Genomic DNA, 23,338 nt, shown 5'->3' with positions numbered 1-23,338 from the left:
ACCGAGGGCACACATATGCGCGACGTCTATTTTCTGGTATTGCCGCAAACGATGGCGCTGGATCTGACCGGGCCGGCGGAGGTATTGGCCTTATCCGGCGCCTTCCGCTTGCATTATATCGGCCCACGGGAAGAGGCGATGACGTCGGTGGGCCTGACGGTGGGGCACATCGCCCCTCTACCGGCGGATTTGCCCGACGACAGCCTGTTGCTGATACCCGGCGTGGCGGATTCCCGGCACCAGTTGGACAGCGCTCCCGCCAGGGAAGCACAGCTTTGGCTGCAGGCAAACCGGCAGCATGTTCTGTCCCGCCGCTGGTCGCTGGTTTGCGTCTGCTCCGGCGCATTGCTGGCCGGACGGGCCGGACTGTTGGACGGCTATCGCTGCACCACCCACCATGATGTGCTGGAGCGGCTGCGCCAGCAGGCGCCCGCCGCGCTGGTGAAAGACAACCGGATTTATGTGGAGGATCGCGGCATCTTTACCAGCGCCGGCATTACCGCCGGCATTGATTTGGCCCTTTATCTGGTGAGCAAGTATGTCGATGCCCGGCAGGCGATGGCCGTTGCCCGCGAAATGGTGGTTTTTTTCCGCCGCGGCGGGGACGATCCGCAGCTGTCGCCCTGGCTGAGCTATCGCAATCATCTTCATCCGGCGGTGCATCGGGCGCAGGATATTCTGGCCCATGAGCCGGAAGCCGAATGGCAGTTGGAAGATCTGGCCCGGCAGGTGTTTATGAGCAGCCGCCACCTGACCCGCTTATTCCGCGAGCATTTGGGGCTTAGCGTCCGGGAATATCATGAGCAGTTGAAACTCGCGGTGGCGCAGCAGCGATTGCAACAGGGCATGGGAATAGAGAAATCGGCTCTGGCGGCCGGGTTCTCATCCAGCCGCCAGCTGCGGCGGGCGCAATTGCGCTGGAATAGCTGAACAGCCGGCCTCAGCTTACCCAATGGCGTCTGTCGATTTTTCCCAGCCCCACCGCCAGTAATAAACTGCATACTAGGGTAACCGCAAACAGCACCGGAATGTCGAGCATCGGATAGGCTTTGTTATCCCAATTATGGGTGCGGGCAAAGTTAATGAAAAAAGCATGGAAACCATAAATGCCCAGCGAGTAGTGTGAAATCAACCGTAACGGCAAGGCCGGCGGATGGGTTAACGCCTGCTTGAACACGATAAACAGGCTGATGGCGGCAATAAACACCAGGGGCCCGCAATAGATATAATAGGTTTCAGCGTACTCTCCGTTTATGATCAATTGCCTTTTCGTACCCAGCGCTATTAAGGCTACCGCCAGCAAAAAAATCCCCCCCATGGCGTAGGGGATGAATTTTTCCTGTATGTCCATTACGCCTATAGCGCGCCCGAGCATGGCATATAACACATAATAAAACGCATCGCCGCTGATATAGAAATTGAGGGGTAGAACGGATACTTTGCCTATATTTACCACATTGGTATTGGGATTAGCCAGGACGCCCAACAGTAGGACAATGCAGATCAAACCTTTCGCCGATACGGGCTTTATCCGAACAAGGGGCGATAGCAGATAGATGATGATCAAGGCATAAAAAAACCAGAGATGAAAAAATATCGGCTTTTGAAACACATCCTTCAACGCCTCCACGGTATTGATGGAGGTTAAATAATTCATATAAATCAAAGAGATTATACTATAAAATAGTATACAGCATGCTATGCGGCAAAAATGTTTTTTACCGGCTTGCCTCTCGCCAAAAAAAAGAAAACCGGAAATCATGAAAAAAAGCGGAACCGACACCCGCGAAGCGGAATTGAGTACATTAGCCATTAACCAATTATATTCGCCCACCCCCAGGCCATGAGTGACATAAAAAGAGGTGGTATGAATCATTATCACCATAAGACAGGCCGTGGCGCGGAGGTTATCTATCCAGTACAATCTATTGTCGTTGTTCTCGGTTATCATCCTTTTCCCCGCTCGGTACTCATTGACGTAGATCTGGCTATATTAAAAATAGGCTATATAACTCAGCGGCATTAAACAATATCTACCCAATAGAATTCTCGTTGCGGCCAGGCAAGTCTTTAGAACCACGGCCAGAATGTGCTGACAGGCCATCTTGGGGGTTGCTTCTGGCAATATTTGTCTGCAAAATAGCCAGCCAGAAGTGGTTGTACTACTGGGTTGAACTATTTTTCACCCTAAATTCAATTGGTTAGTTTATGCAAAATGCTTTTTCCCCCGCTACCCGCTCCGGACGGCGGGCGTTGCTGTTTCCGTTGTGCCTGGTTTTGTTCGAATTTGCGGTTTATATCGCCAATGACATGATCCAGCCCGGTATGATGGCGGTCATCGAAACCTTTAATGCCGGGCGTGAATGGGTTCCCACTTCAATGACAGCCTATCTGGCCGGCGGCATGGTGCTGCAGTGGTTATTGGGTCCGCTGTCGGATCGCCGCGGGCGCCGTCCGGTCATGCTGGCGGGCGTGCTGTTTTTTATCGCCGCCTGTCTGGGCATCCTGCTGGTGAATACCATTGAACAATTTATCGCGCTGCGTTTTTTGCAGGGGTTTGGCCTGTGTTTCATCGGCGCGGTAGGCTATGCCACGATACAGGAGTCTTACGAGGAGTCGGTGTGCATCAAAATCACCGCCCTAATGGCCAATGTCGCGCTTATCGCGCCGCTGCTGGGCCCGCTGGGCGGATCCCTCATTGTCCGATTCGCCTCCTGGCAGGTAATGTTCATTTTGTTTGCCGCGGTGGCGGCCATTGCCCTGGCGGGGTTGTGGCGCGCAATGCCGGAAACCGCTTCACGCATCGGCGAACCGTTGTCCCCCGCCGGCCTGTGGCAGGACTATAAAAAAGTGCTGACCAACCGCCAATTCATTTATGGCGCCATGGCCATCGGCCCTGGCCTGTCTGCCGCTGCTCTCGTGGCTGGCGCAGTCGCCGGTCATTTTGATGGGGGAGGAGGGTCTGACGCCGGTTGAATACGGCATGCTGCAAATGCCGATATTCGGCGCGCTGATTATCGGTAATCTCACCCTGGCCCGTTTAAGCGGCGGGCGTACCGTGGACAGGCTTATCAAGCTCGGCGTCGCGCCCATTATCGGCGGGCTAACGGTTGCCGCCGCGGCAACGCTCTGGTCTCCCCATGCCTATCTTTGGATGACTGCCGGCCTGAGCCTGTATGCATTCGGTATCGGCATCGCCAACGCCGGCCTGTATCGCCTGACGCTGTTCTCCAGCTCCATGAGCAAAGGCACCGTTTCGGCGGCGGTGGGCATGCTGAATATGGTGGTGTATACCTTGGGCATTGAGCTGGCCAAAGTGCTGTATGAACAGGGCGGCAGCGGATTGTTCAATCTGTTTAACCTGCTGAGCGTGCTGGGCTGGTATGCGCTGGTGCGGGTGTTTATCCGCCGCCGCGCCTCGACGCTGACGTCATTGCCCACCGCGGCACATTAGTATTAGTGATGGCCGGCGAGTGCCGGCCATATTCTCATCTAGAACAGTCCCATCGGCTGCTCGGAGTAGCTCACCAGCAGGCATTTGGTCTGCTGATAATGCTCCAGCATCATCTTATGGGTCTCGCGTCCGATGCCGGATTGCTTATAACCGCCGAAGGCGGCGTGGGCGGGATAGGCGTGGTAGCAATTGGTCCATACCCGGCCGGCCTGGATGCCCCGGCCCATCTTATAGGCAATATTGCCGTCGCGGCTCCATACGCCGGCCCCCAGCCCGTAATCGCTATCATTGGCCAGCGCCAGCGCCTCGTCCATATCCTTGAACGTGGTGACCGACAGCACCGGCCCGAAGATTTCCTCCTGGAACACCCGCATGCTGTTTTTACCGAACAAGATGGTGGGTTCCAGGTAATACCCTTCGGCCAGTTCCCCTTCCATGGCTTTACGCCGTCCGCCGGTCAAGACTTCGGCCCCCTCTTTTTTACCGATGGCGATATAATTCAGGATGGTATCCATTTGTCCCAAGGAGACCTGCGCCCCCATCATGGTACCGCTATCAAGCGGATTGCCGCTGCGGATTGCCTCGACCCGTTTCACCGCCCGCTCCATAAAACGCTCGTAAATGGACTCCTGCACCAGCGCCCTGCTGGGGCAGGTACAGACTTCGCCCTGGTTGAAGGCGAACAGGGCGAAACCTTCCAGGGCTTTATCGAAGAAAGCGTCCTCTTTTGCCATTACGTCGGCAAAAAAGATGTTCGGCGATTTGCCGCCCAGCTCCAAGGTCACCGGGATCACATTCTGCGAGGCATAACTCATGATTTGCTGCCCCACTTCGGTGGAGCCGGTAAACGCCACCTTGGCGATGCGTTTGGAGGTGGCCAGGTATTCGCCGATTTCACCGCCGGCGCCGTTCACCACATTGATGACCCCGGCCGGCAGCAGATCCTGAATCAGCTCCATCATCACCAGGACCGACAGAGGGGTCAGCTTAGCCGGTTTCAACACGATGCAGTTGCCCGCCGCCAGGGCCGGCGCCATTTTCCAACAGGCCATGAGCAACGGGAAATTCCACGGAATAATCTGGGCGACGACGCCCAGGGGCTCATGAAAATGATAAGCCACGGTATCGCCGTCGATTTCGCTGATCCCCCCTTCCTGCGCGCGGATACAGGAAGCGAAATAACGGAAATGATCGATAGCCAGCGGCACATCGGCGCCGCTGGTTTCGCGGATGGGCTTGCCGTTATCCCAGGTTTCAACCGCCGCCAGCAGTTCAACATTCTGCTCCAGGCGATCGGCGATGCGAAAAAGAATGGCGGCGCGGTTCTGTATGGACATGCCGCCCCATTCCGCTTTGGCCTTATGGGCCGCATCCAGGGCCAGATCGATATCGCCGGGACCGGAGCTGGCGATTTCGCACAGCGGCTGGCCGGTTACCGGCGTCAGATTGACAAAATATTCACCGTTCACCGGCGCGACCCATTCGCCGCCGATAAAATTGTTGTAGCGTGGTTTCAGTTCAAGCGGGTAACCATATTCGCCGGGTATCAGCCGGCTTGAGGGGGGATTGTGAGCCATGGTTTCTCCTTTACACTCAATAGCCTGATCGATGCCTTACCGGCCTTGGAGGGCCGTTATCAGCGAACAACTTCGACACGCGGCGATAAGCCGGTCTGTACGCTATCCGTTAACGTTAGCTTCAGGAAAGCGGGGGAGATAGGCGGGAGAAGAAGGAATTTGCACTTTACGATAGGTCTCACATTTCCGTTTATAACATTTCACTCGTATACACATCGGCCGCCGCCGGCGGCGCCGTTCGGGCAAAACTGGTTCTGGCCAATATACGTCCGGCCATTGCTACCAGCGCCGGCCTTTCCACACACCAGTTCGGCATCACCCGGCGAAAATTGATAAATCCCAGCGAACAGGCCACGGCGATATCCGCCAGGGACAGAGCGGAAGTATTAAGCCATTTACCCTCACCAGCCGCGAGTTCCAGAGCATTCAAGCCCCGGCGGATCTTCTCCCGATGATAGAGGATAAAACTTTCGTTTTGCCGGTCAGCCTGTCGCCGGCACTCCCTGACAATGGCCATCGCGGCATCCGTCACGCCATCCGCCAGGGCTTCCAGTTGGCGCACCCGCAGGGCCTGCAGACAGTCCGCCGGCAGCAGCGCCGGTTCAGCGCATAAAAGCTCAAGATATTCCGCGATAATCGGTGAATCGAAGATGGGCTCCCCTTGCCCGGTTATCAGTACCGGTACTTTACCTAAAGGGTTAACGGCAATGACCTGGGGGTCTTCTTCCCAGGGCGATGCGTTTATGAGCTGAAAGGGGAGACTCTTTTCCAGCAGGATTACCGAAATTTTCCGCACAAACGGGCTGGTGTAACTGCCAATGAGTTTCATCTTCGCCTCCGGTTACCGTCATCCTGACTTTAGTATGGCGCACGCAAGGAGAAACAGTGGAATTCGCCGCGACTGTTGACGCCTCGCGGCCGACTTAGTGGAACGCGATACTGTCCAGAATATGCTTAACCAACAGATCATGGCCTGAAGCACCTGATTCCGGGGTCAATATCTGCAGGGTCACGACGCGCGCGCTGTAAGGCGTGACCAGTATGGTGCCCATCATGGCTTCGCCTTTCATCTCCTGTTTGCTGTCAATACGCAGAAACTTGTGCCCCCCCGCCACGGGCGTGGTCTGGCCGGTTTTTGTCACATGGTTGAATTGGGTCTTGAGGCCGGAAAACGCACCCTGGGCCATTTTATTAAAGGCATCGTCGCTGGTGTCGTTGGCATCCCCGGCGGCAGTGGGAACCTCACTGATGCCCACCACCTGGGAACGGGATTTGTTAACGTACAGGCTGACCACGACGCCTGAATTTTGTCCGGCGGCGTCTTTCCGGCTTTGATCAACAAAATCCCCCGGCAACCGCAGAGTGATTTTGCCGTCGAGCACGGAGACGCTGATATCCTGCTTCGCCGCGACGGCCGGCGCGTTTGCGGCCGCATCAGGGGTTGGCGAGGCCGGGGTTTGGGTCGCCCCACCGGCAATCGGCAGCGCTGATGCCGCCAGAATGAGCAACGACGTGATTATGGTATAGCGCATGGGCATGGCCTTATCTGTTTTTTAATGATCCGCTCCGGCCCACCGGACGGTATACCCGTCATACTCCAAGTTGCAGGTGCGTTGGCTTTCCTGCAACTCGAATTATTTAGGATATACAATGCACAGTGCAAAAAAGCCGACTTTAAAAGCATTGTCATATTAAAAGGATAGCCACTTTTCAAGCGCAGCGGCATTTTTAACATCATATCAGATTAAAAACCATGGCAAAAATCCGGCCCGGCGGATGTTCGCCGACCCGGCAGGGAAGAACGTCACGGGTTAAAAAGGATCCGTCCGGGGAACCCGGTCCGTTGATAATGCCACCGCTTTCTGATTGTACAGGTCCGCCAGCCGGCCTACCAACGCCGCGCCAATCATGTCGAAGGCATCACTGCCAAGGGCCAGACGTTTGGGCGCGGGATTGATCGACACGGAATTTATCATGGCCGCCACCATTTTGCCGGCATCGCCGGTAGTGGAAAAGGCGCCCGCAGCAACGCTGCGGCGGAAATCGCCCACCGGCGTCGGTTCATACACCGCCATTTCCGGCGTACGGGACAGGTTTTCGCCGCCAAAGCCGGTGGGGGCCACACCCGGTTCAATAAGCGTAACCTGGATATTGAAGGGCGCGATTTCCGGAATCACCGCCTCATAAAAACCTTCAATCGCCCACTTGCTCAAATGGTAAAAACTCAGGCCCGGGAAAGAGAGCTGTCCTCCCATGGAGGACAGCTGCAAAATCCGCCCCCCGCCCTGGGCGCGCAAATAGGGTAAGGCGGCCCGGGTGACCTGAACCGATCCGATAACATTGGTATCGATTTGCCGGCGGATTTGCTCGTCGGTGGCCTCTTCGGCGGCGCCGGCCACGCCGAAACCGGCGTTGTTTATCACGACATCAATTTTACCGAACCGCTCGAAGGCTTCTTTCACCACCCGCCGTATGGCGGCGGTATCGGTTACGTCCAACTGCGCCACCGCCAGGGTGTTCTCATAGCGGCTTTTCAAATCATCCAGCGCGGCGGTTTTGCGCAGGGTGGCAAACACCCGATCGCCGCGGGCCAATAATTGTTCGGTCAAAGCACGGCCGAAACCACTGGAGGTTCCGGTGATGAACCAGCTTAAAGTCGACATATTTCTTCTCCGCAAATGTGGGGAACAGGCGTAAACCACCCTTCTTGACGAAAACCATTAATAACGCCGCCGGCCCACGTACGATGGGGGTGTTATCAACCGTCGGGACTTATGCTAGTCCTCTGGATTAATGAGATATAGACGAGTAAGCTACATCTGCTTTGAACCTGAGGTTTATAATCGGCATCTATGCTTAACGATCAACTGGATGGAATCACCCCTTTTATGGCGGTAGCCGAGCTGAAAAGCTTTACCGAGGCGGCGGCGCGCCTGGGAGTTACTCCTACCGCGGTCAGCAAGGCCATCAGGGTTCTCGAGCACCGTTACGGCGTGGTGTTATTCCAGCGAACCACCCGGCGGGTCGCCCTGACCGAAGCCGGCGACAGTCTGTACCGGCAAATGCGTCCCGCGGTGGCCGATATGTTGTCGGCCATAGAGACCCTTGAACATTATCGCCACCGGCCGCAGGGAACCCTGCGGGTGACCGCCCCCCGCAATAACACCGCGGATTATCTGTTCAACGCCATCGTTCCCCGCTTCAGGCAAGCCTATCCGGAGGTCATGCTGGATATCTCCCTGGACGACGGATTGGTGGATATCGTTGCCGAAGGATTTGACGCCGGCATTCGTTTGGGAGAATCGGTTGAGGGCGATATGGTGGCGGTTCGCCTGACCCCTGAAATCTCCTGGTCGGTCGCGGCGACGCCGGAGTATTTCATCCGGGCGGGTCGTCCGGTTATCCCGGAAGACCTGTTGCGCCATGAGGCCATTCGTTATCGGTTCGTCACGTCCCGAATCGTTCACCGATGGGAATTTCGCAGCGGCCGGCGGGATTTTGTGGTGGATGTGAAAGGCGGTATTATCGTAAACGACCGCAATCTGCTGATCGAGTTTGCCCTGCAGGGCCTGGGGCTGGCCTTTGTCAGCGATTACGAAGTGCGCCACCATTACGCCGCCGGACGGCTGGAAAGCGTATTGCGGGAATATATTCCCAGCGACAGCGGGGTGTTCCTCTATTTTCCCCAGCGTTCGCAAACGCAGCCGAAACTGCGGGCGTTTATTGATATGGCAAAGGAGGTTGCGTCCCAGCCCGGCTTCCTGGACCGCTTTCGTGAATAACGCACTAGGGGATATTTTTCATCCGCGCCCTTAGGATACAATAATGTGGCATGCTTTTTCGTCCGCTACCTGGGTAAACCGCCGTGAATAAAATCTCTTCGCCACAGGATACCGACCCCGCCGCCATGGCGGGCCTCAGGCAATGTCCGGTCCGCCAGCGCGGGCAGCTCAGCCAGTCCGAACCGGACTGGCTGGCGGAAGAGGTGCCGGTGGCGCTGGTGTATAACGGCATATCCCATGTGGTTATGATGGCGACGCCGAAAGAGCTTGAGCAGTTCGCCCTGGGCTTTTCCCTCTCGGAAGGCATTATCGATCACCCCGCTGAAATCTACGGCATGGATGTGATGCCGGCCTGCAACGGTATGGAAGTGCATATTGAGCTGTCCAGCCGCCGATTCATGGCGTTGAAGGAACATCGCCGCGCCATGGCCGGCCGCACCGGATGCGGCGTGTGCGGCGTCGAACAGCTGGACGAAATCGCCAAGCCCATCAGTCCGCTGCCGTTCACCCAGACCTGGCCGCTGGAAAGACTGGACCAGGCGCTGGCCCAGTTGAAAAGCGTGCAGCCCATCGGGCGGCTGACCGGTTGTACCCACGCGGCGGCCTGGATTACGCCGGCGGGAGAACTGACCTTAGGCTGCGAGGATGTGGGCCGTCACGTGGCGCTGGATAAACTGCTGGGCTATCGCGCGCGGGCCGGGGCCATGCCCGGTGCGGTGCTGGTGTCCAGCCGGGCCAGCTATGAAATGGTGCAGAAATCCGCCATGTGCGGCGTGGAAATCCTGTTCGCCGTCTCGGCCGCCACCGCGCTGGCGGTTGACGTGGCGCAGCGGTGCCGACTTACTCTGGTGGGCTTCAGCAAGCCGGGCCGGGCGACGATTTATACCCATCCCGAGCGAATCCTGGATAGCAAAAGCTAAACATGTTCTTTAAAAGGGACTGATAAACGTTTTCATAAACGTTTAATTAACTATAATGATCGGATTGCTTACGCGGCACTAACATTTATTCCGGGTGCCGCACCACAAAAAATGGAGAAGATAACTATGAGCTATACACTGCCATCCTTGCCGTACGCTTACGACGCCTTAGAACCGCATTTTGACAAACAAACGATGGAAATCCACCATACCAAGCATCATCAGACCTATGTCAATAATGCCAATGCCGCGCTCGAAAGCCTGCCCGAATTTGCCAACCTGCCCGTAGACGAACTGATCACAAAACTGGATCAGCTGCCGGCGGACAAAAAAACCCCGCTGCGCAACAACGGCGGCGGCCATTACAATCACAGCCTGTTCTGGAAAGGCCTGAAATTGGGCACCCAGCTTCAGGGTGAATTGAAAACCGCCATCGAACGCGATTTCGGTTCCGTGGACGCTTTCAAGGAAACCTTTGAGAAAGCCGCCGCCACCCGCTTCGGCTCCGGCTGGGCCTGGCTGGTGAAAAAAGGCGATAAGCTGGCGGTGGTCTCAACCGCCAATCAGGACAGCCCGCTGATGGGCGAAGCGATTTCCGGCGCATCAGGCTATCCGATTATCGGCCTGGATGTATGGGAACACGCTTATTACCTGAAATACCAGAACCGCCGTCCTGATTATATCAAAGCGTTCTGGAACGTGGTGAACTGGGACGAAGCGGCCAAGCGCTTCTCTGAAGCCAAATAACGCCGCTTTATCGGCTGATTAATGAAAACCATCCCGCGGGATGGTTTTTATTTTAACAGCAGTTTATCCGTGAAGGCCTTTTTCGCGCTGATGCGCACGAGATATTCGGTGGTGGACAACACCATGGTGGAGCGCACAATCTGCTGATAGCGCTGCTGCTGCATTCTTACCAGCGCATCGTCCCCCGGCACACGGGAAAAATCCGGCAATGGCGGAAACGCCGTAACGCAATGCAGTTCGCTGAACGGACCGAGAATTTCATCATCGGTAAAACGGTACTCTTTGGGATCGTCCTGCAAGGCCTCATGCAAAGCCAGCAGCAGCTCAGCATCTTCATATTCCTGCCGGCTGATAACCCCCAGGGCATAAACCAATTTCAAACGCACCGGCAGTTCTCCCAGCGGCCCGGCTCCAACCAATAGCGGTTCCACGGCATACTTCACCGCGTAATCATCCTTGCGAAATATTTGAAGCACCAGAATATTGACCGCTTCAGCCAATAAAGTCACCGCCGCTTCCATCAGATCCCTCACCGTCGTACCGGCGTTCAGCTGTTCCAGAACCTGATTTTCATGCAGTTGCGTATTTTCCGTCATCACCTAACACCATGTAAAATCCGGGGACGAGGCAGGCCTTACCCCCGGGTCTCGATCATCATTGCATGGCGTTATAAATAGTCACCACCTGCTCAACCACCTCACTGTCTTTTTCAAGACCGGAAACCTGCGCCAAAGCAGCCTCCGGCCCAGATTTTTCCAGTAATGCCGCCCATTCCTGCGCCTGGGGATCCTGCTCGCTATGGTAATGCATCGCAGCGGCGATACCTTTCATCAGGTTGTCGTGACGTAGGCCGTACTCCAGCGTGCCGCGCAACGGTTTGATTAACCGATCGCCGGCACTGAGCTTACGCAGCGGCTGGCGGCCGACGCGTTCCACATCGTCGTGCAGATAGGGATTTTCAAAACGCTGCAGGATTTTATTGATGTAAGCGGCATGTTTTTCCGGATCGAAACCGTAGCGGTTAATCAGCACCGCGCCGCTTTCTTCCATCGCCCCCTTCACCACCTGGCGGATCGCCGGATCGAGAATGGCGTCGCGAATGGTTTTATGTCCCGCCAGCTGTCCCAGATACGCGGTAATGGCATGGCCGGTATTTAATGTGAAGAGTTTGCGTTCCACAAACGCCATCAGATTATCGGTCAGTTCCATACCGGCAATGGCCGGCGGCTCGCCCTTGAACTGGGTCTTATCCACAATCCATTCACTGAAGGTTTCAACCGTGACCGCCAGCGGATCCTGGCTGCCGGCCTGGGCCGGCGGGACGATGCGATCCACCGCCGAATCAACGAAACCCACGTTCTGACCGACCCAGTCATGGTACTGCTCCGGCAGGGCGTTCAGCACATGCTGCTTCAATTGGCTGGTGCCGCGCACCATGTTTTCACAGGCGATGATATTCAGCGGACGGGCGTTACCCGCGTCATGGCGCTGTATCAGCCCTTTGGCGACGCCTGCGGCAATACGCTCAAGAATCTGCGGGCCGATGGCAGTGGTCACCAAATCCACGGTAGCGATTAACGCCGTTACATCGGGGCTGCCGCTGTGGACGGCGCTGACATTACGCACTATCTCGACCCGAGACTGTTCACCCACGACATGGACTTCATATTCGTGACGCGCGTTCAACGCATCCAGCACAACCTGATTAACGTCCGCAAATACCACTTCAATCCCGGCATCGGCCAATAGCTTGCCGATGAATCCACGACCGATATTACCTGCTCCGAAATGTAATGCTTTCATAGAATTAACCTTGGATTCTCTTAGCTAAAAAGGGGCCGTGACGGCCCCCTCTCAAATACAACCGGTTCCATCCGTTACGACGCGCTTCTGACCGGATTCTGGCCTTTCAGCAACTCCAGCACTTCAGCGACGCTGGTGGTGGTGCTTAACCGCGCAATCACGGTTTCATCATCCAGGGCGTTGGTCAGGCTGGTGATGACCTGGATATGTTCATTGTTTCTGGCCGCGATACCGATGACCAGGCGGGCGATATCGTCTTCTTCGTCACCGAACCGGACACCGTCCGGATATTGGCAGAATACGACGCCGGTGCGTAACACCTTATCTTTGGCTTCGATAGTACCATGGGGAACGGCAATGGATTCACCCAGGTAGGTAGAGGTCAGCTTTTCACGTTCCAGCATGGCATCCACATACTCGGGTTGGACATAGCCGCCTTTCACCAGTTGTTCACCGGCGAAGCGGATGGCCTGCTCTTTCTGATCGGCATGCTGTCCCAGGAAGATATTGGCTTCGGTAAGACGGAACAGATTCTGTTCGCTGCCCTCAAAGCTGTCATCCAGGGTCGACAGGACTTTTTGCTGCTTCGCATCGGTCTTTTGCACTGCCACCAAACGGGCCGTCAGATCGGTATACAGGCCGCTGTCGAGGAAGTTGGTCAGCGAAATATGCTGGGCCTGCGGAGCATGACGCATAGCGCGCTCGGTCAGGTCACGGTGGGTAATCACCAGATCCACATCTTCTGGCAGGTCGTTGATGGCGGCATTGGTCACGCTGATATTTTTCAGCCCGGCCTCATTCACCTTCTTACGTAGAACACCGGCGCCCATGGCGCTGGAACCCATACCGGCATCGCAGGCAACGATGATTTTACGTACCGAGCTCAGGTCGCCGGTGGCGCCGGCGGTAACCGGAGCGGCCATGCCTTTGGACTGGGCTTTCATGTCTTTCACGCGACGGGTCGCTTCATCCAGGTCATCCCCTTCTTTCGCTTTGGTGCTCTTGAGCAGAATACACGAAATAACAAAGGAGACGGCAAAGGCGGCGACTACCGCGGAGATGTTGGCAAAGTACGACCCTCTCGGCGTCATGGCCAGTACCGCCAGGATGGAACCCGGGGATGCCGGAGACACCAGGCCGCCGTGCAGCAGGCCCAGGGTGAATACGCCGGTCATACCGCCAAGGATTACCGCCAGCAGCAGGCGCGGGTTCATCAGTACGTAAGGGAAGTAGATTTCGTGGATACCACCCAGGAAATGGATGATGGCTGCACCGCCGGCTGATTGCTTAGCGGTTCCGCGCCCGAATATCATATAGGCGGTCAAAACGCCCATGCCCGGACCGGGATTGGCTTCAATCAGGAAGAATATGGATTTGCCGGTAGCGGTAGCCTGCTGAATACCCAACGGTGAGAAGATACCGTGATTGATGGCGTTATTCAAAAACAGGATCTTGCCCGGTTCCACAAAGATGGATGCCAACGGCAGCAAATCGTGGCGAACCATCAGGTTTACGCCGGCGGACAGAAAATGGGAAATGATTTCAACGAACGGCCCGATCAGCAGGAATGCCAGGATGGCCAATATCATGCCGATGATACCGGCTGAGAAGTTGTTAACCAACATCTCGAAGCCGCTCTTGATTTTGCCGTCCACCGCGCGGTCAAAGCGCTTGATGGCCCAGCCGCCCAAAGGACCGGCAATCATGGAGCCCAGGAACATGGGCATATCGGCGCCGGCAATCACACCCATGGTGGTAATGGCACCCACTACGCCGCCACGTTCGCCGCCCGCCAGCCGTCCACCGGTATAACCGATTAACAGCGGCAGCAGATAGGTGATCATCGGGCCTACCAGCTTGGCCAATGTGGCGTTTGGAGTCCACCCGGTGGGTATAAACAGTGCGGTAATAATCCCCCAGGCAATAAAGGCTGCGATATTCGGCATGACCATATTGCTGAGGAAACGGCCAAAATTTTGTACTTTGACCTTGATATCCGATGAAGACATAAAAACTCACCCCTATTGATACGCGCCAGACAATAAGGGCGCGTGAATATTGTTGCGACAGTGTTGCACAAACTGTCAGTAGTTCTATAAGCAGCGCGACTCTACCACGCTCAGTTAGTTAAGCGTACTACCGGGACTAAAGTGTGAGGAATATCACTGGATACCCCCCCTAAAGCACCCTATATTAGTGATTTACATCACAAATAAGCATTGTAAATAAATCACAATTTAACTTTTAGTAAGCTAACAAGGACAGTAATGTGATACATATCACTATTTTATGGGGAGAGTTTGTTTGATAAATGTGAGTTGAGTCACAATTTATTTGTGAGTAAAAATTTTGTTAACAGGTATAGCGGCGTTGATATGCGTAAATTTGCGACAGCCTTGGCAAAAGAAAACAAGGTTTTGTAAGAAACTTACCGGTAAACGTCTCGCCCGGCGACGAGAATATCTGCCGGGCAAGTAATGCCGATAGGGAAAGCAATATTATGGACCTGCGGCCGTGCCGGCCAAAACCCAGCCGGCGCTTATGCCTCAGGGCAAGGTGGCGCCGCCATTGTTTTGGGCCTGCACCAGCTGTTGGTACTGACTTTCCAGGCCCTTCATCAGTTCATTATACTGCGTCGCCGGCAACCGGTTGGGAAATGACACCGCATTGGCGCCAAAGGTCACCTGATTACCCTGCGTATTGAGGAAATCACCTACCTGCACCAGCGTGGACGACAGTGTGGACGCCGCGGCAATCACCGGCGCCACTTTTTGCACCGGCTGCGTCACCAATTTGGCGTAGGCCTGATCATAAACCGTTTTCAAATCAGCCGGCTGCTTAAGGCCCGCGCGAGCATCATCGGCCTGTTTTTTCAGCTGCGCGATTTGCGGCGCCAATGCGTTGAGGGCGGCGGCGGATTGCTGCACATCCTGGCGGCGGGTGAGATAATCCTGCGGAACCCTGATCTGGCTAATAAGATCCAATACCGGCAGCAGGCTGGTATTCACCGACTGGGTATATTGCTGGGTAAAGGTCAATAGCACCTGATAATCATTGGTATAAGGCCCGAACTGCTTTTTTTGATCGTCGCTAAGGGTGGGCAGGCGCTCACCGCCCGGCAGCACGGTGGTCTGTAGAAACTGAATGAATGCCTTACGTTGATCGGGCTCTTTATCGCCGCAGGCGGTGATCTGCACCGCCAGCAGCATCAATACTGGAATCATCAGCGCATAGCGCAGCTGCGCCAGTCTATCCCTTAACATCATGACCGAATACTCCTGTAAAATATTTCACTGGTTTACTCTGGTTTGCGAATCGCCGCATCCTCATAGCAGCATAAGGATAGCCCACTTTTAGCGGAATAAATACGCTAAAACTGTCCTTTAGTATTACCTATTAGGCAAAACATCTATTGGATAGCACCGGCTATTAGGATAATGAAGAGTGATATTTCATACTTTTTGTTGATTGACTATGCAGACTTGATTGATAGACTCAAGGCCGTTCAGCATATTCAGGGAGGTATTATCTCTCAATGATTTCCCTCATCAGCATCAAGCCTTAATTTTCATAATATTGCAGTAAATAAGTTATACCGTTGACAACTAATACTCAATAAAACAATGACTTACAATGATTAATCGTCAATTAATTCATTATTTTCAGTTTGACTATTCGAATAGATAAAGAATCAACATCATTATTTATAGCCAATGCTTTAATCTTGGCAAAATAGTCACCCTTAACTAAATAGATTATTTTTAGGCCTATCTTGTCATGAGGCATGATGGTCAGGTACGCGCCCGGCAAACCGCCGGGCGCGTCCAGGCACTATTGCAGCAGCGAGATATCCGCCACCCGCAAAAACAGCTTTTGCAGCTGGTCGAGCAGCGTAAGACGATTGACCCGCACCTCGGCATTTTCATCCATGACCATCACCTTATCGAAAAAGGCGTCTACCGGCTCCCGCAGGGCGGCCAGCTCCACCAGCGCTTCCTGGTAACGGCCCTCGGCAAACAGCGGCTCAAGCTTATCGCGCAGCACCTGGAGGTGCGCTGCCAGCTGGATTTCCGCCGCGTCTTTCAGCACCGCGGCCCGCACGTCGTCGTTCAGAGTGTCGGTGGCTTTGGCCAGGATGTTAGACACGCGTTTATTGGCGGCCGCCAGGGATGCCGCCGCGTCCAGGGTGCGGAAATAGCTTACCCCACGTACGCGGGCGTCGAAATCCGCCGGGCGGGTGGGCCGGCGGGCCAGCACCGCCAGGATGGTATCGACGCTATGGCCCTCTTCCTGATACCAGGCGCGGAAGCGGCCGAGCATAAAGTCCACCACATCGTCTACTACGCGGGGATTAGTGAGCTTTTCACCATACTGGCGAGCCGCTTCCTCCGCCAGGGCCGTCAAGTCCAGGGGCAGGCGCTTTTCGACAATGATACGCAATACTCCCAGCGCCGCGCGGCGCAGGGCGAAGGGGTCCTTATCGCCTTTGGGATGCTGGCCGATGCCGAAAATACCGGCCAGGGTATCCATCTTCTCCGCGATGGCCACCGCGCAGGAGACCGGCGTGGAGGGCAGGGCATCGCCGGAAAAACGCGGCTGGTACTGCTCTTTCAGCGCCAGCGCCACGTCTTCCGGCTCGCCGTCGTGGCGGGCATAGTGCATGCCCATCACGCCCTGGGTATCGGTGAACTCAACCACCATATTGGTTACCAGGTCGCATTTGGACAGCAGGCCGGCGCGGGCGGCGTGTTCCGCATCCGCGCCAATCTTTCCGGCAACCCAGCCGGAAAGGGATTCGATACGGTCGCTTTTATCGCGCAGGGTGCCGAGCTGCTGCTGGAACAATACCGTATCCAGACGGGGCAGCCGGTCTTGCAGCCGGATTTTCAGGTCGGTGTTGTAGAAAAATTCCGCATCAGCCAGACGCGGCCGCACCACTTTCTCATTGCCGGAAATCACCTGCCGGGGATCGATGGATTCGATATTGGAGACAAAAATAAAATTCGGCAGCAGCTTTTCCTGCGCGTCATACACCGGGAAATATTTCTGATCCCCTTTCATGGTGTAGACCAGCGCCTCGGGGGGCACCGCAAGGAATTTTTCTTCAAATTTCGCCGTCAGCACCACCGGCCATTCCACCAGAGAAGTCACCTCTTCCAGCAGACTGTCGGTCAAATCGGCTTTGCCGCCGATGCGCGCGGCGGCCGCTTGTGCGTCCCGTTTGATAATCGCTTTACGTTCTTCGTAGTCGGCTATCACCTTGCCGCGTTCCAGCAGTAAGGCGGGGTATTGATCGGCGTTATCGATAGTGAATTCGGCTTCACCCATAAAGCGGTGTCCACGCACGGTGCGCCCTGACTCAATGCCCAGCACGCGCCCCGCGATCAGTTCGCTGTCCAGCAATAGCGTGACGGTATGCACCGGACGGATAAACTGCGTATCGCTGTCGCCCCAGCGCATCATGCGGGGAATAGGCAGTTTGCCAAGGGCGGCGGTCACCATGCCCAGCAGCAGTTCTTGCGCGGGTTTGCCTTTAACGGACGCCCGGTAGAGCAGCCACTCCCCTTTATCGGTTTTCTGGCGTTCGGCCTGTTCAACGGTAATGCCGCAGCCGCGCGCCCAGCCCTCGGCCGCCTTGGTGGCATTGCCCGCGGCGTCGAATGCCTGGGAAACGGCGGGACCGCGCTTTTCAATTTCGCTGTCTGCCTGGGCGGCGCCCAGGTCGCTTACCTTGAGCGCCAGGCGGCGGGGGGAGGCGAACCATTTAACCTCGCCGTGGGGCAGGTTGGCGCCGTCAAGCTCGGCGGTAAACAAAGTGGCAAAAGACTGCGCCAGCTGGCGAAGCGCCTTCGGCGGCAGCTCTTCCGTGCCGATTTCCGCCAAAAAAGTATGTTGCGTCATGGCTGCCTCTTATTTCTCGTTCTTTTTACACATCGGGAAACCCAGCGCTTCACGGGAAGCGTAATACGCTTCGGCGACGGCTTTGGTCAGCGTGCGGATGCGCAGGATATAACGCTGGCGTTCGGTAACCGATATGGCCTTGCGGGCATCCAGCAGGTTAAAGCTGTGCGCCGCCTTCAAAATGCGTTCATAGGCCGGCAGCGGCAGCGGCTGATCCAGGGCCAGCAGCTTCTGCGCTTCTTTTTCGTATTGATCAAAGCAGACGAACAGAAAATCGACATCGGCGTATTCAAAGTTGTAGGTGGACTGTTCCACTTCGTTTTGATGGAATACGTCGCCATAGGTCGTCTTGCCCAGCGGGCCATTGCTCCAGGTCAGATCGTAAACGCTGTCCACCCCTTGCAGATACATGGCAAGGCGCTCCAGGCCGTAGGTGATTTCACCGGTTACCGGACGGCACTCCAGCCCGCCCACCTGCTGAAAGTAGGTGAACTGGGTGACTTCCATGCCGTTGAGCCACACTTCCCAGCCAAGACCCCAGGCGCCCAGCGTCGGATTCTCCCAGTTGTCTTCGACGAAGCGAATATCGTTGATGGTGGGATCCAGCCCGACCTCTTTCAGCGAACCGAGATACAGCTCCTGGATATTATCCGGCGAGGGCTTGATGATGACCTGAAATTGGTAATAGTGCTGTAAACGGTTCGGATTTTCACCGTACCGGCCGTCGGTGGGACGGCGGGAGGGCTGGACGTAAGCGGCGGCGATGGGCTCTGGACCCAGCGCCCGCAGGCAGGTCATGGGGTGGGAAGTACCCGCGCCGACTTCCATATCCAGCGGTTGGACAATGGTACAGCCCTGGCGCGCCCAGTAATCCTGCAATGTCAGGATCAGGCCCTGAAAGGTCTTGGGATCAAACTTTTGCATGTTGAATTCGCACGCGATAAAAGTGGATTTATTAAGAATGCGCCAGTATACCCTCTGGCGGTAAGATATACAGCCCGAATGCGGTAACAAGTGTCAATCTCATGGCCGCATTAGATACCGCTTATTATTGTCTGTGTCGAAATCTATTCCACGACGGGGAGGAGGTTGAAAAGTGGCAAAGGTTATCGAGAGCCGGCCCGGCCCGTCCAAAACGGCTTTTAACGGCCCCGGCGCGGCCTTTTACCGGCAGGCGGCAGGATGATCCGGCCCTTTCAATCCGCGGACATGCCGCCCCTGCTGGACCTCTGGCTGGAGAGCACTACCCGGGCGCATCCCTTTATCCACAGCGATTATTGGGTGGAGAGCCTGCCCTTGGTGCGGGATGAGTATCTGCCGCAATCCGTAAGCTGGGTGGATGAACGCGGCGGCAGACTTACCGGTTTTATCAGCGTGCTGATGGATCAATTCATCGGCGCGATCTTTGTATCCCCGGCTTATTATCGCCAGGGTATCGGCAGCGCGCTGATGGAAAAGGCCAAACAGCATTATCCGGTGCTGTCATTGGAAGTATACCGATTGAACCGCCCGGCGCGCGCCTTTTATTACCGGCAGGGCTTTCGGGAAATCGGCAGCGCTTTCAGCGTTGAAACCGGTCATCGCATATTGACGCTGCAATGGCGTGAAGACTGAATGATTGTCCCGCTCATGGATGAGCTGAGTAACAAAACCAACACAGCTGTAATTTGAAAGATGACGGGTATGCTGGCGCGAATCCCGCCGATCCCGCATTATAACGGATCCATTGGATAAGCGTTTTTTTTATACCGGGAGAGTTGAGCATTGAACCGCAAGAAGGGCTCCTTCGCGCCGGCACGCGCCACCATCAGCGATGTTGCCAAGGCCGCGAACAGCGGCAAAACCAGCGTATCCCGTTACCTGAACGGTGAGTATCACCGGCTTTCCGACGATATGAAACAGCGTATCGAAGCGGCCATTATCCAATTGGATTATCGTCCCAGCCAGATGGCCCGCAGTCTTAAAGGCGGTCAGACCGGGCTTGTCGGCCTGATTATCGCCGATATCACCAATCCCTACTCCGTCGAGGTGATGCGCGGCATAGAGGCCGCCTGTCGCCAGCACGGCTTCACCCTGCTGGTATGCAACACCAATAATGAGGTTAATCAGGAACGCCATTATTTGCAGCTGCTCAACGGCTACCAGGTAGAAGGCATCGTGGTGAATGCCGTAGGGATGCATGAAGACGCTCTCGGCATGCTGCAGCAATCTTCGCTGCCGATGGTGCTGATTGACCGTAAAATTCCCGGTTTCTCCTGCGATGTGGTGGGGCTGGACAATCGTGAGGCGGCCATCCTTGCCACTGAGCATATGATTCAGCAGGGATTTGAAGCCATCCTGTTTCTCAGCGAACCGCTGGGCGCGGTAAATACCCGGATTGAACGTTTACAGGCGTTCCGCGATAGCATGGCGGCGCATCCCGACCTTGTGGCCGAGGAGGCGGAAAGCGCACTGGACGACAATGCCGCATTGGACACCATCCTGCAGAAGTTCAATCATCACCATCGCGGAATGCGCAAGGCCATATTATCGGCCAATGGCGCCTTGACGCTGCAAATCGCCCGCACCTTGCGTCGCCTGGATCTGCGCTGGGGCAGCGATATCGGCCTGCTTGGCTTCGATGAGCTGGCCTGGGCGGAACTAGCGGGGGTCGGCATCACCACGTTCCAACAGCCTACTTATCAAATCGGCTATGCCGCCCTCGAACAGCTGTTGAAACGGATCCAGGGCGCCGACGAGCCTATAAGCGAACAGGCGTTCAGCGGCAAGCTGATCGTGCGCGGCTCAACCACTCGCTAGCGGGCAAAAGCGGGCTTTAATTCGTGATTATGATCATAAATTTTGCCTATCAAGCTTCTCAATGGAACCGGTCCCATCTAACGTTGAATCATAGCTGGGAAATGCAACCGCCGAGGAGTTACGATGAAACACGATATTTTCGTGGTCACCGCCGCATATGGCAACGCTACCGTCTCGGCCCTGGGCGGCCAGCGCCCGCTATTGCCTATCATCGCCCAATCCGGCGCGGCCGGCGTGGAAATACGCCGGGAACTTCTGACCCAAACCGACCTGAAGCGCCTGCCGGAATTACGGCAGGCCATCGCCGGCTATGGATTACGCTGTTTTTATTCCGCGCCGGAAGCCCTGTTTACCCCTGACGGTTCGCTCAATACCCAGCTGCCGCGTTTATTTGCCGAAGCGAATCAACTTGGCGCCGAGCGGCTAAAATTATCATTAGGCCATTTTTACGCCGCTGCCGATCTTACCCCTCTGGCGACATTCCCGGCGGGGCAACAAGTCGCGTTAACGGTGGAAAACGATCAGACCGAATGCGGAACGCTGGCTCCGCTGACGGCATTTTTCCAACGGTCGGCCGGCACAGGGCTTCCCATTAATATGACCTTTGATATGGGCAACTGGCATTGGGTCGGCCAGGGGGCGCTGGAGGCCGCCCGGAACCTGGCGGCCCATGTGGGTTATATACACGTCAAAACGGCGGTTGAAGCGAACGGCGGCTGGCGCGCCGTGCCCCCTGACGCCGGCGCGCAGAACTGGCGGCAGTTACTGGCCGCGCTGCCGGACAGCGTCCCGCGCGGTATTGAATTCCCGTTGCAAGGAGAAGATTTGGTCGCCGTTACCCGCCGTTTCGTCAGCCTGTTGCAATAAGCGCGGCGAATTGGCAATGACCCAAATGGAACCGATACCATACGGTCGTATTTACATTTTTTCGATGAGGGCAGCCGCCTCGCTTGCAATAAACCAGTAAACGATTGTCCGTGAATGGAATTGTCTACCTTACTTTACTAAGGAAACATGATGAGCATAGCGAAAATAGCACCAAAGCGCTGGTGGTATATTATGCCGATTGTCTTTATCAGTTACAGTCTGGCATATCTCGATCGGGCTAATTTCAGTTTCGCCTCCGCGGCAGGCATAAATGACGATCTGGGCATTACCAAAACCATTTCATCCCTTCTGGGGGCGTTGTTCTTCCTGGGTTATTTTTTTTTCCAGATACCGGGAGCCATCTATGCGGAACGACGCAGCGTAAAAAAGCTGATTTTCTGGTGCCTGCTGCTCTGGGGCGGCTGCGCCTCCCTGACCGGTATCGTCAGCAATATCCCGATGTTGATGGTGATTCGATTCGCGCTGGGGGTGGTTGAAGCCGCGGTCATGCCGGCGCTGCTGATTTATATCAGTAACTGGTTCACCAAATCCGAACGCTCACGGGCCAATACCTTCCTTATCCTCGGTAATCCGGTAACGGTACTGTGGATGTCGGTGTTATCCGGTTACCTGATTAACTCCTTCGGCTGGCGCGAAATGTTTATTTTCGAAGGCGCTCCCGCCATTATCTGGGCGTTCTGCTGGTGGTTTATGGTGCAGGATAAACCCGCTCAGGCAAAGTGGCTGTCCGAGAGTGAAAAGCGGGCTTTGCAACAGCAGCTGTTAAAAGAACAAGAGGGTATAAAAGCGGTTCATAATTACGCTGAGGCGTTTCGCTCCCGTAATGTCATTATTCTGAGTATTCAATATTTCGCCTGGAGCATCGGTGTTTACGGCTTCGTATTATGGCTGCCGTCCATTTTGCGCAACGGAATGGAGATGGGTATGGTTCAGGCCGGCTGGCTGTCGGCGGTGCCTTATCTGGCGGCCACTATCGCCATGATTCTCGTGTCATGGGCGTCGGATAAGCTGCAGAAAAGAAAAATCTTTGTTTGGCCGCTGCTTTTGATCGGCGCCTTGGCATTTTTGTCTTCCTATATGCTGGGCGCTCATCATTTCTGGGGCTCATATACATTATTGGTCATTGCGGGCGCCGCTATGTACGCCCCGTATGGTCCGTTTTTCGCCATCGTGCCAGAAATGCTGCCGCGCAACGTTTCCGGCGGGGCAATGGCGCTTATCAACAGCATGGGAGCCCTCGGTTCGTTTGTCGGCTCCTGGGTGGTGGGATATCTTAACGGCGCCACCGGTTCGCCATCGGCATCCTATATGTTTATGGCCATAGCCCTGCTGGTTTCGGTATGGTTAACGCTGATAGTCAAACCGGCGCAGAATACGCAGCCGCAAACGGCCTAGCGGGACGGCGGCTATTTCGTTCACCGGCAAAACTGTTATGCTGCTTTCTGTATACCCGAAGGGTATAAAACA

The 23,338-nt window shown here is 55.6% G+C and carries 19 protein-coding genes and 1 pseudogene; 9 read left to right on the top strand and 11 right to left on the bottom strand.

What is annotated here, in order from left to right; genetic code table 11:
- Positions 1 to 15 precede the first annotated feature (15 nt).
- On the top strand, positions 16 to 930 hold the full coding sequence (locus GTU79_RS00165) for a GlxA family transcriptional regulator (protein WP_203524289.1): 915 nt from the start codon (positions 16 to 18) through the stop codon (positions 928 to 930).
- A gap of 10 nt (positions 931 to 940) precedes the next feature.
- Here the strand turns inward: GTU79_RS00165 and GTU79_RS00160 are convergent, their stop codons facing one another.
- A complete protein-coding gene (locus GTU79_RS00160; protein ID WP_203524288.1) occupies positions 941 to 1,951 on the bottom strand; it encodes an acyltransferase in 1,011 nt (336 codons plus the stop codon).
- Between the two features lie 257 nt (positions 1,952 to 2,208).
- Between GTU79_RS00160 and GTU79_RS00155 the strand changes: the two are divergent.
- Positions 2,209 to 3,454: pseudogene (locus tag GTU79_RS00155) on the top strand (MdfA family multidrug efflux MFS transporter).
- A gap of 38 nt (positions 3,455 to 3,492) precedes the next feature.
- Here GTU79_RS00155 and exaC read toward each other — a convergent pair.
- The 4 genes from exaC to GTU79_RS00135 form a co-directional block, all read right to left on the bottom strand.
- Entirely contained in the window at positions 3,493 to 5,031 is a 1,539-nt protein-coding gene (gene exaC, locus GTU79_RS00150; protein WP_132924037.1) for an acetaldehyde dehydrogenase ExaC, read from the bottom strand.
- Between the two features lie 190 nt (positions 5,032 to 5,221).
- Positions 5,222 to 5,860, bottom strand: coding sequence for a glutathione S-transferase (locus tag GTU79_RS00145; protein WP_203524287.1), 639 nt, complete (start codon positions 5,858 to 5,860; stop codon positions 5,222 to 5,224).
- A 94-nt stretch (positions 5,861 to 5,954) separates the two neighbouring features.
- Positions 5,955 to 6,563 (bottom strand): DcrB/PsbP domain-containing protein, encoded by a 609-nt coding sequence (locus GTU79_RS00140; RefSeq protein ID WP_132924039.1) that lies wholly within the window; start codon positions 6,561 to 6,563, stop codon positions 5,955 to 5,957.
- 279 nt (positions 6,564 to 6,842) lie between these two features.
- Positions 6,843 to 7,694 (bottom strand): SDR family oxidoreductase, encoded by an 852-nt coding sequence (locus GTU79_RS00135; protein ID WP_203524286.1) that lies wholly within the window; start codon positions 7,692 to 7,694, stop codon positions 6,843 to 6,845.
- Between the two features lie 189 nt (positions 7,695 to 7,883).
- On the opposite strand from GTU79_RS00135, the gene GTU79_RS00130 reads away from it, so the two are divergent.
- From GTU79_RS00130 to sodA, 3 genes are all read left to right on the top strand, one after another.
- Positions 7,884 to 8,813, top strand: coding sequence for a LysR family transcriptional regulator (locus tag GTU79_RS00130; RefSeq protein ID WP_203524285.1), 930 nt, complete (start codon positions 7,884 to 7,886; stop codon positions 8,811 to 8,813).
- A gap of 125 nt (positions 8,814 to 8,938) precedes the next feature.
- On the top strand, positions 8,939 to 9,733 hold the full coding sequence (gene fdhD, locus GTU79_RS00125; RefSeq protein WP_214514116.1) for a formate dehydrogenase accessory sulfurtransferase FdhD: 795 nt from the start codon (positions 8,939 to 8,941) through the stop codon (positions 9,731 to 9,733).
- Between the two features lie 126 nt (positions 9,734 to 9,859).
- Positions 9,860 to 10,480: a superoxide dismutase [Mn] gene (sodA, locus tag GTU79_RS00120; RefSeq protein WP_203524283.1), complete on the top strand. Its 621-nt coding sequence runs from the start codon at positions 9,860 to 9,862 to the stop codon at positions 10,478 to 10,480.
- 47 nt (positions 10,481 to 10,527) lie between these two features.
- On the opposite strand, the gene GTU79_RS00115 is transcribed toward sodA, so the two are convergent.
- The 6 genes from GTU79_RS00115 to glyQ form a co-directional block, all read right to left on the bottom strand.
- The gene (locus GTU79_RS00115; protein ID WP_132924044.1) at positions 10,528 to 11,076 is read right to left on the bottom strand and encodes an MltR family transcriptional regulator; all 549 of its coding nucleotides are present in this window, start codon (positions 11,074 to 11,076) and stop codon (positions 10,528 to 10,530) included.
- Positions 11,077 to 11,134: 58 nt separating this feature from the next.
- Positions 11,135 to 12,283 (bottom strand): mannitol-1-phosphate 5-dehydrogenase, encoded by a 1,149-nt coding sequence (locus GTU79_RS00110; RefSeq protein ID WP_203524282.1) that lies wholly within the window; start codon positions 12,281 to 12,283, stop codon positions 11,135 to 11,137.
- A 74-nt stretch (positions 12,284 to 12,357) separates the two neighbouring features.
- Positions 12,358 to 14,292 carry a PTS mannitol transporter subunit IICBA gene (locus GTU79_RS00105; protein ID WP_203524281.1) on the bottom strand — a complete coding sequence of 645 codons (1,935 nt, stop codon included), beginning with the start codon at positions 14,290 to 14,292 and terminating at the stop codon, positions 12,358 to 12,360.
- Positions 14,293 to 14,829: 537 nt separating this feature from the next.
- Positions 14,830 to 15,546 (bottom strand): DUF3053 domain-containing protein, encoded by a 717-nt coding sequence (locus tag GTU79_RS00100; RefSeq protein WP_203524312.1) that lies wholly within the window; start codon positions 15,544 to 15,546, stop codon positions 14,830 to 14,832.
- A 568-nt stretch (positions 15,547 to 16,114) separates the two neighbouring features.
- Positions 16,115 to 18,184: a glycine--tRNA ligase subunit beta gene (glyS, locus tag GTU79_RS00095; RefSeq protein ID WP_203524280.1), complete on the bottom strand. Its 2,070-nt coding sequence runs from the start codon at positions 18,182 to 18,184 to the stop codon at positions 16,115 to 16,117.
- A 9-nt stretch (positions 18,185 to 18,193) separates the two neighbouring features.
- Positions 18,194 to 19,108, bottom strand: coding sequence for a glycine--tRNA ligase subunit alpha (glyQ, locus tag GTU79_RS00090; protein WP_132924048.1), 915 nt, complete (start codon positions 19,106 to 19,108; stop codon positions 18,194 to 18,196).
- Between the two features lie 258 nt (positions 19,109 to 19,366).
- Between glyQ and GTU79_RS00085 the strand changes: the two genes are divergently transcribed.
- The 4 genes from GTU79_RS00085 to GTU79_RS00070 all read left to right on the top strand — a co-directional run bounded on the left by GTU79_RS00085 (position 19,367) and on the right by GTU79_RS00070 (position 23,266).
- Complete coding sequence (locus GTU79_RS00085; protein ID WP_203524279.1) at positions 19,367 to 19,798, top strand: N-acetyltransferase; 432 nt, start codon at positions 19,367 to 19,369, stop codon at positions 19,796 to 19,798.
- Between the two features lie 150 nt (positions 19,799 to 19,948).
- On the top strand, positions 19,949 to 20,983 hold the full coding sequence (locus GTU79_RS00080) for a LacI family DNA-binding transcriptional regulator (RefSeq protein WP_203524278.1): 1,035 nt from the start codon (positions 19,949 to 19,951) through the stop codon (positions 20,981 to 20,983).
- 123 nt (positions 20,984 to 21,106) lie between these two features.
- Positions 21,107 to 21,850 carry a sugar phosphate isomerase/epimerase family protein gene (locus GTU79_RS00075; protein WP_203524277.1) on the top strand — a complete coding sequence of 248 codons (744 nt, stop codon included), beginning with the start codon at positions 21,107 to 21,109 and terminating at the stop codon, positions 21,848 to 21,850.
- A gap of 150 nt (positions 21,851 to 22,000) precedes the next feature.
- Positions 22,001 to 23,266 (top strand): MFS transporter, encoded by a 1,266-nt coding sequence (locus tag GTU79_RS00070; protein ID WP_203524276.1) that lies wholly within the window; start codon positions 22,001 to 22,003, stop codon positions 23,264 to 23,266.
- Positions 23,267 to 23,338: the final 72 nt, after the last annotated feature.

The organism is Sodalis ligni (assembly GCF_016865525.2).
Taxonomy (GTDB): Bacteria; Pseudomonadota; Gammaproteobacteria; order Enterobacterales; family Enterobacteriaceae; genus Acerihabitans; species Acerihabitans ligni.
Note: the sequence above shows the minus strand (reverse complement) of the source record. Positions and strands in the feature narration are given on the sequence as shown.